The 14,629-nt window shown below is 47.1% G+C and carries 11 protein-coding genes and 1 pseudogene; 7 read left to right on the forward strand and 5 right to left on the reverse strand.

What is annotated here, in order from left to right; translation table 11 throughout:
* Positions 1-140: 140 nt before the first annotated feature.
* The 3 genes and pseudogenes from IY568_RS08700 to IY568_RS08710 form a co-directional block, all read left to right on the forward strand.
* A pseudogene (locus tag IY568_RS08700) lies at positions 141-464 on the forward strand (type II secretion system protein GspG); the annotation flags it as partial.
* Positions 465-818: 354 nt separating this feature from the next.
* Positions 819-1,145, forward strand: a complete 327-nt coding sequence (locus IY568_RS08705) for a DUF5992 family protein (protein WP_194867340.1) — start codon at positions 819-821, stop codon at positions 1,143-1,145.
* A gap of 505 nt (positions 1,146-1,650) precedes the next feature.
* Positions 1,651-1,962, forward strand: a complete 312-nt coding sequence (locus tag IY568_RS08710) for a hypothetical protein (RefSeq protein WP_125561704.1) — start codon at positions 1,651-1,653, stop codon at positions 1,960-1,962.
* Positions 1,963-2,075: 113 nt separating this feature from the next.
* Here IY568_RS08710 and IY568_RS08715 read toward each other — a convergent pair whose 3' ends face one another.
* A complete protein-coding gene (locus tag IY568_RS08715) occupies positions 2,076-4,478 on the reverse strand; it encodes a hypothetical protein (protein ID WP_194867341.1) in 2,403 nt (800 codons plus the stop codon).
* 66 nt (positions 4,479-4,544) lie between these two features.
* Here IY568_RS08715 and IY568_RS08720 point away from each other — a divergent pair, with 66 nt between their 5' ends.
* Complete coding sequence (locus tag IY568_RS08720) at positions 4,545-6,320, forward strand: MFS transporter (RefSeq protein ID WP_194867342.1); 1,776 nt, start codon at positions 4,545-4,547, stop codon at positions 6,318-6,320.
* A 118-nt stretch (positions 6,321-6,438) separates the two neighbouring features.
* On the forward strand, positions 6,439-7,716 hold the full coding sequence (locus IY568_RS08725; RefSeq protein WP_125561699.1) for a metal-dependent hydrolase family protein: 1,278 nt from the start codon (positions 6,439-6,441) through the stop codon (positions 7,714-7,716).
* Positions 7,717-7,782: 66 nt separating this feature from the next.
* Here IY568_RS08725 and IY568_RS08730 read toward each other — a convergent pair whose 3' ends face one another.
* Entirely contained in the window at positions 7,783-9,579 is a 1,797-nt protein-coding gene (locus IY568_RS08730; protein WP_194867343.1) for a serine hydrolase domain-containing protein, read from the reverse strand.
* 370 nt (positions 9,580-9,949) lie between these two features.
* Between IY568_RS08730 and IY568_RS08735 the strand changes: the two genes are divergently transcribed.
* On the forward strand, positions 9,950-11,086 hold the full coding sequence (locus IY568_RS08735) for a helix-turn-helix domain-containing protein (protein WP_194867344.1): 1,137 nt from the start codon (positions 9,950-9,952) through the stop codon (positions 11,084-11,086).
* Positions 11,087-11,227: 141 nt separating this feature from the next.
* Positions 11,228-11,914: a DUF4386 domain-containing protein gene (locus tag IY568_RS08740; protein ID WP_194867345.1), complete on the forward strand. Its 687-nt coding sequence runs from the start codon at positions 11,228-11,230 to the stop codon at positions 11,912-11,914.
* 168 nt (positions 11,915-12,082) lie between these two features.
* Here IY568_RS08740 and IY568_RS08745 read toward each other — a convergent pair whose 3' ends face one another.
* Genes IY568_RS08745 through IY568_RS08755 form a run of 3 tightly spaced genes read right to left on the reverse strand, consistent with a single transcriptional unit; the run spans position 12,083 to position 14,591 of the window.
* Entirely contained in the window at positions 12,083-12,796 is a 714-nt protein-coding gene (locus IY568_RS08745; RefSeq protein ID WP_194867346.1) for a hypothetical protein, read from the reverse strand.
* 4 nt (positions 12,797-12,800) lie between these two features.
* The gene (locus tag IY568_RS08750; RefSeq protein WP_194867347.1) at positions 12,801-13,793 is read right to left on the reverse strand and encodes a S66 family peptidase; all 993 of its coding nucleotides are present in this window, start codon (positions 13,791-13,793) and stop codon (positions 12,801-12,803) included.
* Between the two features lie 9 nt (positions 13,794-13,802).
* Positions 13,803-14,591 (reverse strand): alpha/beta fold hydrolase, encoded by a 789-nt coding sequence (locus IY568_RS08755; RefSeq protein WP_194867348.1) that lies wholly within the window; start codon positions 14,589-14,591, stop codon positions 13,803-13,805.
* Positions 14,592-14,629: the final 38 nt, after the last annotated feature.

Below are 14,629 nucleotides of genomic sequence, written 5' to 3' on the forward strand. Positions count from 1 at the left end.
AGCACACTGAAGCGATGATCAAAGTGAAAGTGCTCAATAGAATGGCTGGGCTAGGTATGCCTAAATATCAAGGAAACAGCTGAAATCGCAGTGTTGCCTAAGCTATCTGGATTTGATCAACAAGGCCTAATGAGGAGGGACTTGAACACTTAGTCTCTGCAAAAATAGCTGGATCTGAGCGTGGCTATATTAGGGTAGTGCCAGAAAGCAGGTGGGGTAATGACTATTACTATCTTAATCTTGAAGAGAAGGTGATATTGCTTTGGGAGCTCGGTTTTGACGCCTTGTCAGGCGGTACGGGAAATAGCCAGGATGTATGCTATGTGGTTAAGTTTGCCCCAGGCAACTCGGATTTTGCCTCCAATGTGAAAGACGTTGTTGCAAAGTTACCTAAGAAGATTACCCCGCAATGTGCTGTTATTTACTCTGGTTTTTCGTCAGAACATAGCAAGCAGGGCTTGTAGACACGTGGTTGGTGCAGCCAGTTCCGCCAGAAGCTTTTATCGGTTTGAATATCTTATCTGTCAGTACCTGAACCGTGTTTTGTTTGGGGGGTATTCTGAACACTCTTATGTGCTTTTTAGCGCATCATGAAAAAGAGTGATTCCGTGTTGTCAGGCAACCTTGTCAGGGGAAATGAACATGCTTTGTTTAGAGTTGTCGTGTATAATTTAAGCAAGTCTCTGACGGCGGTTTCATTGGGGATTGTTCGACAGCTGAACTTATACCAATTTTACTTTATTAAGCGAATTGGTAGTAAGGTATTTCATACCTTTCGTTTTATTGTGCTAAATTGAAAATTGATCTTGAGATTAAATATGAAAAGTTTATCAGTATCTACACTATTGCTCGTTTTTTCGTACAATTTATCTGCTGCAACTGACCTCGTTAAAGACGCAACTATTACTGGCATCTCAAACACAAATGGGAACGAGAATACATTTACGATTTGGCTAGAGGGCGGTACTGGCTTATGTGCTAATAAATCTATTTCTTTTCCTCTGACTGCGGCTGGGTCAAAAGAGAGTCATGATCGAGCCTACTCAGCAGCAATGACGGCATTTGCTACTGGAGATAAAGTAATGGCACATAATTATTACAATACAGATTGCCACAATGCAGCATATATAAAGGTGAGTAAGTAATTTTAACGCGCTTGTGTGCGAGCCTGTCTGGCTTGTACAAAGTGGCAAGTTAAAATTTTACAGTGCTTTTATTAGCTGATGGGTCAACAGCCTCTTATTTATCAGAGCTAATCCAAACCATCTATTCTTAAATTTGCCTGGCTAAAAGCGTATGCTATCGCTTGAAAGAGACTACTGTTTGCTTGGCTTGGTGGGTACAAGGCGTTTACGGGTACTCATTGTATTTTATGAGTTGAGCACTTTACCCATTCCATATAAACCATCCTGAAATGGAAATAGTCGTGTCCAGACCTTTTTCTTTTTCCCTTTTTTAGGTATATTCTCCGTTGTATTTAGAGCCGCTTTGTCGTGATTTTAAGTGTGTCTCCAAAGTGCTAATACTATATTAGTCACTTCTTATTTAGTTGCTGTCATTACCGACTATAATGGCGGCTTATTAATTCCACATTTTTCTAATTTTTAACCAATTATTTTGTAGAAATATTATTATTGATAAGGAAATATTATGAAAAGAATTCTGCCACTGTTCTTTCTTGCCCCTTCGCTGTGTTTTGCCGGGAGTTCATTTGAACGTAAAATAGAAGAGATACAAGTTGTCGATGAGGTGGTGAGGCTGAAGATAGGCGTTACCTATGGTGCATGCGGCGCTATAGATAGCTGGTGGGGCTGGAGTATTAACGATCCCAGTCACAGCGCATGGTATGCGATGGCTTTGTCGGCGCAGGCACGAGATAGGCCCGTAACTGTTTATGATAAGCAAAGTGCGTGCGGTGGCCTGCCAACAGCAATTGAGCTTGAAGGGCTTTACCTGAAATAGCGCGTTATTGAAATACATGCAGCTATGCCAATATAACGATATTTGGCTTAATAGCAGCTGGGCCAACTCATTCGGTCGGCCCAGCTTGTTTCTTAAAGCTTAAAGCTTAAAGCTTAAAGCTTAAAGCGCTCCACTAATCTGATGGGTTCACCATCTACATCCAGTATAGCAATTACTTTTAGGACGCCATTTTCAAGTTTGCCTGCTTCATTCAAGCGTGGCTGCCAGCGCTTTTTCTCGTACGGCGCAATGGTGACGTCCTGCTCCCAGAGCGTTGGCTGAGCCTCGGGAGTCTGATAGGGCAGAAACTGAACTGACAATTTGCCATGGGTGTCTCCTGAATATGGACCGGTCAGGGTGATCTCTATATCTGATTTATCCTGAGGTAACTGTGCATTTAAATACACACCGTCAAAGTGTTGATTTGCAAGCGTGATCTGACCCGGCTGGATTAAGCCTTGCCAGCTCACAGAATAGTCAACTGTGCTGTGATTGGCTGACAGAGGCAGGTTATGTGTACCAGGCAACAGGGAGTAGGATGTCCCGTTTTGCAATGTAATTTCTGCCACTTGTTCGCTCGGATTATGGGCAAAGATAAACGGGGTTTGACCGTCAAACCTTAGTTTTAATTCAATACCACTGAGCGTAAAAAGAGCAGTGTCAGAGAGCTTACCTTGCCAGTCCTGCATCAGAGTGTTCAGGCTATTACTAATAGCGGGATGCTTAGTAACGCTCGCTTGTTGAGCTAATTGGTCGCGCAATGTTGCCATGCAGCCCGGCAGTTGAGTCGAAAACTCGACACACGTATTAAAAGCTCGATGCGCCAGAGCCGCATTAGCAAAGTACCAGGGATTGGCGGTGTCTTTGCTTAGGTCCGGCACCTTATATGTGTGGCCGAACAGGTAAGGGGTGATCGTGTGGTTCATGTTGCGACCAAGCAAGGCGACCTGTTGAAAATCGATTACACTTAACGTGTCGCCCGCCATTTTAAACAGCACGTTCTGCTGGCTGCTGCCGGATTTAATCTCAATGGCGAGACCTGCAGAGGTGCGCTGTAGATTCAGGCCGAGCTGTGACGTTTGCTTTAAACTTTGCAAAATTGTGGGTGTCAGCGCAATTTCCAGAGAAGTCCCCTGTGAGGTGTTATCGACCGACAGCCGGGTGCCATCTTTAAGTAACACTTTTATCATTTGATCTTGTTCAAACTCTGCTTTGTCAGTTAGTCCGGCGCGTTTGGCCAGGCTGTCTGCCGTGAGCTTGGTAAGTAAGCCGATCCCTATTTCACCCCGTGTGTGTTGTTCGGGTTGCAGAGTCAGCAAAGCTGAAAAAGACTCTTTACTAATTGGGTTTATGGCAGGGTGAGGAGCGGGCGCCGGGTAATCTAACACAGGGTGTGTGGCATTGTGTTTTGGGGTGATATCTAAGCGTTGCAGCTGCTTTTGGTCATTGCTGCGCAGCCAATAGCCTGCGCCATTTTGCTCCCAGGGTCCACGCACAATATAAAAGCTGGGGTGTGCTGAATTGACGAACCTGGCAAAATCCCGCTCCAGTTTTGGCCAGTCTGCAAAGGTTTTTTTAAGTAAGGCATTGGCCGTTGGCAATGTGGCCTCTGAGTCCGGGTTCAGAGCCATTAATGAACGCAGGTAGCGCTTAAAGTATTGATAACGGATGGGGTCACTGAGCAAAAAGTGCACGATAAAGAAGTTAAGGCCCCGCCGCAACTGCGGGTCGTCGTTGATTTGCTCAAAACTAGGCTTTGCATTTTGATGATATTGCGCCAGCCCTAGTGACTGGTAGTTCATCGGTGCGCGGTCAAACACCATGACTCTGAGCTGTTTTTTGTTGCTGTCATAGGTATGGCTTGCGATGGCATCAGCCATGCCTTCGGTGATCCAATTCGGTGCCCAGGTCGAGTGGCCGTTCAGTGCCATGTGAAAGGCGTGCATGGTTTCGTGGATGACAATATAGCGCTGGTGGTGCTGGCGGTGGCTGGGGAAACTATATCCAGCACGGTTATAATACATGGTTTCACCGCCCGCCGTTTTGTGTACACCACGTAAAAAGCCGTCATCCAGCATGGCTTCACGCACGCGCTCCCGAGAGCTGCCGTACACCACGGCAATACGCTGATGCTCTATGTTAGCAGGCGCCATACCAAACAGCTCAACATAATGAGGGTAAGACATCTCCAGTAACTCAAGATATAAGCGCACTTTTTCTTCGCTCAAGTCACTTTTCAGCGCAAAGTGTTTGCTGACCCACCAGTTGTAACCTCGACTATTGGTGATCTTGCCATCGCTATAGGTGCGCGGGATTTGTTTGCCGACATACGTGATGTCTATGTGATTTAATGTGCTGGTTCTGCCTGCAACGTCAATATCAACGCGCATCTGGGCCGGGCTCGGTATGGCCTGAGCACGCTGTTGTGATAATTGTGCTCTGGAATCTTGATGGGGTTTTTCTATCGACTGACAGCCACTCAGTAGTGCCAGCGCTATTAAACTCAAACGTAACATTTTGACTTTCTCTTATTAGTGTTTTATGTATATTGTATACAATAATAATCAATAGGATCCAAGTCAATGTCGATAAGTACACCCTCCAGTCAGCCAGGGCCTGAGTTTCAAACTGGAAATATTCAGCATCGTGGGTTTAGCCGCGCTTTCTATGTGGCTAATCTGATGGAAATTTTTGAGCGGTTAGCCTGGTATGGCTTTTTTGCTGTGTCGTCTTTGTATATGACCACGCCCAGTGCACAAGGGGGCGTGGGTTTTACTGATCTTGAGCGTGGTGCTGTACAGGGGATAATTCCATTTTTTCTTTATCTTTTACCTGTGCTGACCGGCGCACTGGGCGATCAGCTCGGTTATCGAAAAATGTTTTTACTGTCGTTTGCCATCATGGCACCCGGCTATTATTTGCTGGGTCAGGCGCAAAGTTTCTGGCCGTTTTTTGCTTCGTTAAGTTTGGTTGCACTGGGGGCTGCGTGTTTTAAACCTGTGGTTGTGGGTACCATTTCTCATAGTACCAATGACAGCAATCGCGGCCTGGGGTTTGGTATTTTTTATACCATGGTGAATATTGGTGGCTTTCTGGGTCCTTTGCTGGCCGGCGCATTGCGCGCTATCAGCTGGGATGCGGTGTTTATGATGTCGGCATGCTGGATCCTGGTTAACTTTATTCCCGTGTTGTGGTTCTATCGTGATCCGCCCAGTCTCAAACGTGAAAAAGCCTCCCTTAGCAATGTGCTCAGAGAGGCCCAGTCGGTATTGGGCAATGGTCGTTTTGCATTGACTTTGCTGGTTGCTGTCCTGCTGCTGATGTGTTCAGGTGTCGAGGTGCTCAGCTATGCGCAAGCATTCTCTTGCATTGGATTGTGGCTGGTGATTAATCTGATCTGGGATCGCATTGCATCGAAAGTAGGGCCGTCGAATGTCAGCTGGTGGGCTCAGCCAATGCGGGTGAGCAATGTGCGTTTTGCTTTGTATCTGGCCATTATTGCCGGGTTCTGGACGGTGTATAATCAGTTGTTTTATACCTTGCCCTTGTTTATTCGCGATTATGTAGATACGCGCGACTTGTTGAACTTTATCGCCTGGTTTGGTGAAGATGCTGTCTCGTTCTTTGCCTATGTCGACAGTGCGCAGCTGCAAAAAGCAGTGCAGGCATTGCATACCCAGTTGCAGTCAGGTACTCAGCCGACTGCGGAAGCGCTGCGCCTGGAGTGGGTGCATTTGAAGGTAAATGTGCCAGCCTCAGAGCTTTCAGCCCTGATGGCACACTTACAATCACTGGAAGTGTTGACAACGATTCAGTTGCAGCAGTTTACTAGCGCGTTGTTAGCATATCGCCAGATTAACCCAGAGTACTTGATTAACCTCGACTTTGCGGCCATTGTGCTGCTACAGATCCTAGTGAGTTATTTATGTCAGCGGATCCGTCCTTTTTACGTGCTGACGGCCGGGCTGGTGGTGATGTGTTGCGCGTTTGCTCTGATGGCAGTAGAGCTGACAGCCACGGGAGGCGCGGTAATAGTAACTGTGATCCTGCTTATTGCATTGGGCGAAATGCTCACCTCTCCGAAGAGCCAGGAGTATGTGGCCAGCATTGCACCGCCTTCTCAGGCAGCCTTATATATGGGGTACTACTTCGTCTCCATGGCACTGGGTTTCTTGTTCGCCGGGTTCTTATCTGGTTGGAGCTATGCAACTCTGGTGCAACAGGATGGCCGCCCGGATTTAATGTGGGCGCTATTTGGTGGTCTTGCCTTGCTGACAGCGATCGCTTTGTATTTGTTTAATCGATATGTAATCGAGGGCTCAACGCACGAGATTTCATCTGCACCACAGACAAGCTAGTTAGTGTATTTGCAGCCTGGATACGTGACGTTGATTGCTTTTAGTCGCAGTTAGTTTGCCTTTGTCAGCGTGCTGTGACTAGACTGACTCGACTAATTACTACAAAAAAGAAGCGAATATGTTGAAAACAACTCTGATCAGTGCTGCTGTGCTTATGGCCTGTGGCAACGCATTTGCTGACACCTTGATTCTTAATGCGGATGCTGCACTGGATGTGAAGACGGGTAAGTTGATCCGCCCGGCCACTGTGGTGGTTGAAGATAACACCATAGTGTCTGTGGCCCGCAGTAATCGCAGGGCTTACCCTGAAGACGCGACAGTGATTGACCTCAAGGGCCACACATTATTGCCCGGATTATTTGATATGCACGTGCATCTGACCGGAGATTCTCAGGTTCACGGTTATAAACGTTTACGTCGTACAGCACCGCGTTCGGCAATTACAGGGGTGCGCAATGCCAAACGCACATTGGCTGCGGGTTTTACTTCCGTTCGTAACCTGGGCGCACCAGGTTATGCCGACCTGGCATTACGAGATGCCATCTATGATGGTGATGTGCCAGGGCCACGGATATTTGCATCGGGCCCTGCGCTTGGGATCACCGGTGGCCATTGTGATAATAATCTCTTTACCCATGAACATAAGGTGGTTGCAGCTGGTGTAGCGGATGGCCCGTGGGCTGTCAGGCAAAAAGTACGTGAGAACATCAAGTATGGCGTCGATGTGATCAAGTTCTGTGCAACAGGTGGTGTATTGTCAAAGGGCACTAAAGTCGGCGCACAGCAGTATTCTTTTGAGGAAATGCAGGCACTGGTAGCTGAAGTCCATTTGCGAGGATTGACTGTTGCAGCGCATGCGCATGGCACCGATGGTATTAAGTCTGCTATTCGTGCCGGGGTCGATTCAGTTGAGCATGTGAGCTTTTTGGACGATGAAGCCATTGTGCTTGCCAAAAAACACGGCACTTACTTTTCAATGGATATTTACAACACAGAATATATCCTGAGCGAAGGGGAAAAGGCCGGTATTTTACCTGAAAGCCTGGATAAAGAGCGTAAAGTGGGTGGCACCCAGCGGGCGAGTTTTACCAAAGCCGTTAAAGCTGGCGTCAACATGGTATTTGGCTCCGATGGTGGGGTTTACCCCCATGGCCAAAATGGTAAGCAGTTCAGTCGTATGGTTAAATTTGGCATGAATGAACTACAGGCGCTTCAGGCTGCAACCATCAACTCGGCATCACTACTAAAAATGCAGGACAAACTGGGCTCTTTAGAGGCTGGAAAATTGGCCGACATTATTGCTGTGCCAGGTAATCCGCTGGAGGACATTCAGGTTATGGAAACCGTTACTCTGGTGATCAAAGACGGCAAAGTAGAAGTGGATCAACGCCAGTAACAGGAATTAGCGTTTTAAACATACCGGCGACAGGCCGGTATGTTTGATTTTATCCGCAGGCTTTGCTTATCGCCAGAATAGAGCAGGTAAGTGTCCCCAGGCTGCCAGGACTGCGCACAACTGTAGGGCCATAATAAGCACTATACCATCTCTCATACTGCCTTTTGTTGTTATACCTTGCTGGTAACACTGCCACAATGAACAGATCAAACTGAATGGCAACAAAGCGGTCAGAATGGGAAGTGAGACACTCGCCAGAGTGACATCGCCAAAAGCCAGAAAAGACTGATTTAAATACAGGATGATTGGCACAGTAAAGGCCAGTAAATTCACTAACCCCCACCGCAGGCGCCGGAATCCAGTAAAACGTTTGGTTACCAATCGGAACAGCGCAAAGATCAGAATGTATAAAAAGCCACACAACCCGAGTAGCAGGCTGGCCCAATATAGTGAGATTTCAACAGTATTGGCTTTTTTAAAAGTTTTCAGACCGTTGCTCAATATTAGTTCACCGGCCTGGTTGGTAAAAAACACATGAGATGCCTGAGTTCGTTCGGAGTCCCGGTAAAGACCACCTTCGATGTGGTGCAGTATTCGAGGGGCACTTTGCAACGAGTGTAGAGTGATCTGCTCACCAGATGCCGCGACCCAAACGAGACCGAATAATTTATCAAGGAACTCAAATTCAGCCATATTATTGGGCGACAGTTCATACAAACCAAGCCAGGCAGACATGTCCTTTGTCGATGTGCCGGGCTGAGCAATATCGGTTTCGCTTAACTCAAGTAATTCGACAAACAAGGCTTTGAACGCTTCATAGTCGGCGCTTTCACTGTCCGTGTTGATAGCGTAAAAATACCCTTTCTTTTGCTCCGGGAACACGCAGATATTGGCGCGAAAACCAAAAGTTGTGCCTGGGTGGCAATGGCCGATAACACCATATCTGTCGCGGTTTGCAAATGCCAGACCCCGGCCAATTTCCAGACCCGCTTTGTCTGCGTTGGTCATGTGGTAATCAAAAAGTTTGTCCATTAATTCAGGGGCAACAATGGCTTCTCCATTAAGTACGCCATCGCTCAGTACAAACTGGATGAATCTAGCCATATCTTGCGCAGTTGTCGTGAATTGACCTGCTGGTCGGGTATAAACTGGCACGGCGTTCTGAGCAATCTGGTTTTCATGGTATCCCATGGCCAGCGTGGTGTTGGTACCTTGACTGGTAAATTCGAAGGTGCTGTCATGCATACCCAACGGAAAGAGCAAGTGTTGATCCAGATAGGCTTCATAGCGTTGACGGGTGACAGCTTCTATTACCATACCAAGCAACGTATAGCCCATATTGGAGTATGAATATTGAGTACCGGGCTCAGTTCTTATTTTGAGTAGCGCTTTATTCTCTGTCGGAAAAGCCTGGGCAAGTGGCGTAACGGGTGTGGGCGTGGTACTCAGAAATTGCCACATACGAATATTGTCCAGCCCGGCTGTATGCGTGAGCAGATGCTTAACGCGCACAGGCGCACGGGTTTGCCAGGGGTTATTAAAATGCAGGTGAGGCAGCAACGGCTGAACCGGGGTTTCGAGTGTCAGCTGCCCTTGAGAAATTAACCGCAAAACCCCCAGTGACAGGACGGTTTTAGTGACTGAGCCAACATGCATTTTTTGGTTGGGTAGCATCTTCTGCGAGTGTTCAATATTGGCATATCCTGCGCTGCCTGTCGTGACCTGTGCCTGAGTCACCATGGCCCAGGTGATCCCCGACAGTGCCTGCGCGTCGAGCAATGTTTGTATTTTGGTTTGCTTGGTCTCTGCATAGGTCAAATTTGACAGCAACAAAGTGGCCAATATGATAAGACTTCTGAGCATTGACTTCTCCTTACCCGGCTCTGGTCGTGCGCCCGTACCGCGATTTTTGAACCATTTGCTGAGTTAAAAAAGCGAGGGCTGATAAATTTCGCCTAAATTTAACAAGTTACTGTGTGAAAAAGTAGTGAAGGTAGCGCAATAAAATTCGTAGTGAGATAGAAGATACGGTGAGAATTCGTGTGGCTAGTGCTCGTTCAGTCTTTTATATGTGTCAGGGTAAACCCCTAACATATTGTAAATATTGCTCTTCTATTGGATAATTGAAAGGCTAAAATAATAATAACAAATAAAGCCGAATGGCAGCATGAGCGATAGTGGTTAAGCAAGATGGCTCATTGTTTCGCAAGGCGCTTTTTTCGGGGAGCAATAAATGAATGTATTGGGCACGCTAATTTACGCCTGTATGTTTGGTATACTGGCGCTGGCTTTGTTGCAGGCGGTTAATAAACCCAGGCAAATGCAGACAACTTACCTGATAGCCTTGTTGGTTTTACTGATCATCCATGTTTGCGGTGAGCTAGTCGTCTATACGGGCGCTTATCAGTACGTCCCCTGGCTGGTGGGGGCTCAATATCCCTTACGTGTACTGCTTGGGCCTGCTTTGTATTTGTATGCCTGTGCCACTATGTCTCCCAACCCTGAGTTTTCAAAACGCACCTACCTGTGGGCGCTGTCGGGTCCGGTTCTGGTGATTGCGGTGATGTTACCGTTTACCATCAGCCTGAGCTCTGCTGAAAAGCTGGCACTGGCAGATCCGGCAACCCGTAACCCTGAGCACTATAAGCTGGCGTTATTTTCCTGTTTTGCAGCAACGCAAATCTTTGTTTTGTATACGGCTGTTTATTTCTTCCGTGCATTGAAACTGCATCGTCGTCATCGTCAGCAATTGATGGAGCGGTTTTCCGAAATAGAATCACGCTCTCTGAGCTGGTTTGGGGTCATTTTACTGTTCTGGGGGTTAGTGTGGTTGTGCTACGCCACCGGTTACATTTCCGTTTTTTATGGCTGGCGTTGGTTCGGGCAAGGCGTGATTTTGCCTATCTTTGAAACTTGCGTCTTACTGGCATTTGCGTATCTTGCGTTGAAACAACCCATATTGGTTAAGGCCGATAAAGGAGAGCCCAGATCCGAGCAGCCGCGCACGTCGACGGTCAGTTTGGATAGAATGCAACGCATTGCGGTTAAGCTGCAAAGCGCGATGAAAGAGGAGCAGTTGTTTATGGAAGAAGACTTATCTTTGAATAAACTCTCCAAAGCAATTGGTATCAGCGAAAACCATATTTCAGAGACTCTATCGCAATTGCTAAAAACCAATTTCTTCCAGTTTGTGAATGGCTATCGGATCTCACATGCCGAAAAACTGCTCAAAGAAACGGATATGCAGATCCTGACTATTCAGTTTGAAGTTGGCTTTAACTCAAAATCGACTTTCAATACGGCATTTAAAAAAGCCACAGGGCTCACACCATCTCTGTACCGTAAGCAAGAAAAAGCTGTAACAGCCTAAAAAGTATATGAATAAAAAAGTTCGAACGGGCCCAATCGAACGACAATTCTGAGGCACTCCCTGACAATGGCGTTACCAAACACGCACAGGCCACAACCGAATAGAGGTTGCCTGATATTATCATTGTAGGGAGTTTTAACTATGTCTCACCAACTAGCGGCGCGTATTGCCGGGTTTTTATTTCTGATCTCGACCAGCTCTTATATGTATGCTGACACCATATTGTCGCCGCTACTCAGGCTGCCCGACTTTCTTAATCAGGCAGCACAGAATCAGTCAACACTGGCGCTGGCTTCGTTACTTGAGTTTATTAACTGTGCATCGGTTGTTGGGATTGCCATTGTGATTTATCCCATTATTAAGCGATATAGCGAACGGGTTGCGATTGGTTATATTGCCGGCCGTGTGATAGAAGCAGCTATGCTGACATCTGGTGCGGTGATGTTGATGACATTCGGGGCGATGGGAGAGAATCTGGCAGCCAGCTCGGTGATGCACAGTGAGCAGCTTTATATTATGGGCAATGCGCTGAAAACGGAGCGCTATTTTAGTTTCCTGATGGGGATGATAGCACTGGCTATTTTCGGATTCCTGCTGAACATCACTTTGTTTAAGTATCGCCTGGTACCGCGTGTATTAGCAGGTCTTGGGTTGCTCGGTTATGTCATGCTGTTATTGAAAGTGCTGTTTGATTTCTTTGATGTGAGTATGGGTGGTACCTGGATGTATATTCCTGGTGGCTTGTTTGAGCTCCTATTACCACTTTGGCTCATTTTCAGAGGGTTTGATTTGGGCGTAGAGCCGCAGGTAGGCGCATCAGGCAAATAAGCAGGATGGTCGGGCAATGGATGTGTCCCGTTGGATTTTGCGTTAGCGGTATCTGTATTCTATTGGCTCTGCCAGCGCTTTATCAATTCGTCTTTACTTTTATTTCCTTTTGGCATGTGTTCTTCCGAAGCTTAAAAGGGGGCATTAATACCAATACTAAGACCAATATTAAAAGCCATAGCCAACACCATAACTGAAAATAACAGCAGCGATAAATAGCACTAAGCATGCTTTGGTACTTTTAAAGTGCCAGCGTTGTGCACGCCCTATTGAGTAGATGAATAGCCCTGTGAGCACAACTGTGGGTTCGTAGAAAAACCGCACTGGTGCTTCAAACGGAAAGAAGAACAGGCCATGGATCAGGCGACCCAGCCCGGGTGGTAATAGCATCATAGCTGCAAGGAGTATCCAGTGGGCGTGTGCATGCGGTGAGTCAGTGCGCAAAATAGCTTTATACATGAATAAAATAAAGGCAGGAAAAAGTACCAGATCCAGACTCAATACGAGCCGAAAGATAGTGGAGGTATTAAACTGAGTCTGAAATATATTGGCGTATAGCGATAAGGTAGAAAGGACAAACGCTAGTAAGACACAGGTTGATAAGTACCCAAGAATGCGATGATGGGTGTAGCGCTGATAGTGAATGAGTGTTACCTGAATCAGCATGCCAGCGATCCATAAAAAAGACACCGAGGCGTGCGAGTGATGCGCTTCAGTTAAGGATGAAAATTGCAGCACATAACTTGGAATAAACCCCAGTAATATCAGCAGGCCAATTGCCCAAAGCCACTTAACATAGAAAGACATGGGCAAGGCTGAGTTTGCCTGCTGTACAGTGTGTGAGGCATGTTTATCATCCGTGGTGATTAAGCTATGCGACATGCTTTTATCCCGCTGAGTCTGAAACGCACGGTGATACTTTTATCGAAACGGCGTCTTCAGGTGCATTGATCCGGCATCGCCCGCCAATTGGTATAGTAAAGATGGGCGTAGTGTGGCCAAAGTCGAGATTGCACACAACCGGGCAGTGTTCAAGTTGCTCAAAGCTGCGCAGAATCTCAACCAGGTCGTTGAGTTCGACTTTACTGTCTTTTTGAAACCGGCCAATCATCAGGCCCTGAATGTGTTCTGCTCCCCGGTGAGACAATAAGGACTGTAAATTGCGTTCGAACTCCGTCAGAGTCAGCTCTCCAAGGAGATTGTCTTCTTCTAAAAACAAGATGGCACCTGCCAGGTCTGGCATATACTGGGTTCCCTGTAACAGGTTGAATGAACACAGGTTGCCGCCTAAAATAGTGCCTTCACAACTTCCCGGGTTGACGATAACCGGGCCTGCATTTTTGATAAATTGCCGCCTGGTCTGATCGATAAACCAAAGATCATCTGACCAGGTTTCTGATACATCCAGTACATAGTCAGTACCGCGTAGTAATGCGTGTTCAAAGTGCTTTAAAGTGTACGCAAAGCCCTGTTGCATACCAAATGATGAAAAGTGTGGCCCCAGAAAAGTTATCTGACCTGTTTTGGCATAGATGGCATTGAGCAGCACGGTGATGTCTGAATAGCCGCACAAGGGCTTAGGCTGAGTACGGAACGTTTCCCAGTCAAGGTGGTCGAGTATTCTGTTGGCATTGTGGCCACCTATGGTGCTCAGGATCAGTGCGACGTTAGGATCTGCATAGGCCTCATTGAGATCTTGTGCTTTGTCTTTTATCCGTTGCGCCGTGGTATCCGATTGGTGGATGTAGTGCTTTGCAAAATCACACTGAATATTAAGCCCCGCCAGTGTTTCAGTGGCAATGGCCACGGTCTCATCGGATAAGATATTTGCTGACCTGCTGGGTGAGACAATACGTGCGATTTTCTTTTGCGTGCTCATAAACTTCCTCTAATTCGTTGATGCAGTAGTGGTGTCTGCCGTAACAAAAAACTGCTGGATAATAGGACAAACCAGCTCAGGTAATTCCTGGTGAGCGGCATGCGCGGTGAATGGAATATTTGCAAAGTTTGCGTCAGTCAGCTTTGCTTTGAGCGCAACGGCTTCTGACAGAGAAAATAAAAAGTCATCATCGCCTCGCATGATGAGGGTAGGGCATGTGATTTGGCTTACCAAATCGCAAGGATATCCTGACTCACTGGTATCGAGCCAGAGCGCCTTCACCGCACTAACCAGAGCAGGGAAGTCTGGGGTGGGATTTGAGGTGTTATAATAAGCGACTCCTTCAGGAAATAATTCTGTCCAGAGTTCGACCGTCAGGCCTTGCAGAGTGTCAATGGTCGGATCATTTTCTTCCAGCCGCCAGGTCGACCCCAGGGTAACCAGGCGAACAACCTGCTGAGGGTTCTGCGCTGCCAGGCGATAGGCAACGATACCGCCATCACTGAAGCCAAACAGGGCATATTGCCTGATACCCAGCGCACTAAGCAGGGCTTGTATGTCTTCCTGATACTGAGCATAGGTCAATGGTGCATCGCCCAGGTGCGACTTTCCCTGCCCGCGTAAATCGATGGATATCAAACGGAAGTGCTCAATCAAATACTCACTAAGTACATCCAGGTCCCGGGTTGAACCCAGGCCACCATGGAGCATGACCAGAGGAAAACTATTTGGATTACCACTGAGTTCATAGTGGAGTAGGGTGCCGTTGATGTCTGCATATGCTGACTGCTTATTCATGATCATATCCTTTAACTGCGTTGTTATTATTCGACATT

Origin of the sequence: Pseudoalteromonas sp. PPB1 (genome assembly GCF_015356275.1) — a bacterium.
Classification (GTDB): domain Bacteria; phylum Pseudomonadota; class Gammaproteobacteria; order Enterobacterales; family Alteromonadaceae; genus Pseudoalteromonas; species Pseudoalteromonas rubra_D.

Bases quoted from the DNA above. Each gene is read 5' to 3' on its own strand.
- IY568_RS08715 (WP_194867341.1), bottom strand. From the start codon at position 4,478: ATGTTACGTTTGAGTTTAATAGCGCTGGCACTACTGAGTGGCTGTCAG.
- IY568_RS08720 (WP_194867342.1), top strand. From the start codon at position 4,545: ATGTCGATAAGTACACCCTCCAGTCAGCCAGGGCCTGAGTTTCAAACT.
- IY568_RS08725 (WP_125561699.1), top strand. From the start codon at position 6,439: ATGTTGAAAACAACTCTGATCAGTGCTGCTGTGCTTATGGCCTGTGGC.
- IY568_RS08745 (WP_194867346.1), bottom strand. From the start codon at position 12,796: ATGTCGCATAGCTTAATCACCACGGATGATAAACATGCCTCACACACT.
- IY568_RS08740 (WP_194867345.1), top strand. From the start codon at position 11,228: ATGTCTCACCAACTAGCGGCGCGTATTGCCGGGTTTTTATTTCTGATC.
- IY568_RS08705 (WP_194867340.1), top strand. From the start codon at position 819: ATGAAAAGTTTATCAGTATCTACACTATTGCTCGTTTTTTCGTACAAT.
- IY568_RS08755 (WP_194867348.1), bottom strand. From the start codon at position 14,591: ATGAATAAGCAGTCAGCATATGCAGACATCAACGGCACCCTACTCCAC.
- IY568_RS08710 (WP_125561704.1), top strand. From the start codon at position 1,651: ATGAAAAGAATTCTGCCACTGTTCTTTCTTGCCCCTTCGCTGTGTTTT.
- IY568_RS08730 (WP_194867343.1), bottom strand. From the start codon at position 9,579: ATGCTCAGAAGTCTTATCATATTGGCCACTTTGTTGCTGTCAAATTTG.
- IY568_RS08750 (WP_194867347.1), bottom strand. From the start codon at position 13,793: ATGAGCACGCAAAAGAAAATCGCACGTATTGTCTCACCCAGCAGGTCA.
- IY568_RS08735 (WP_194867344.1), top strand. From the start codon at position 9,950: ATGAATGTATTGGGCACGCTAATTTACGCCTGTATGTTTGGTATACTG.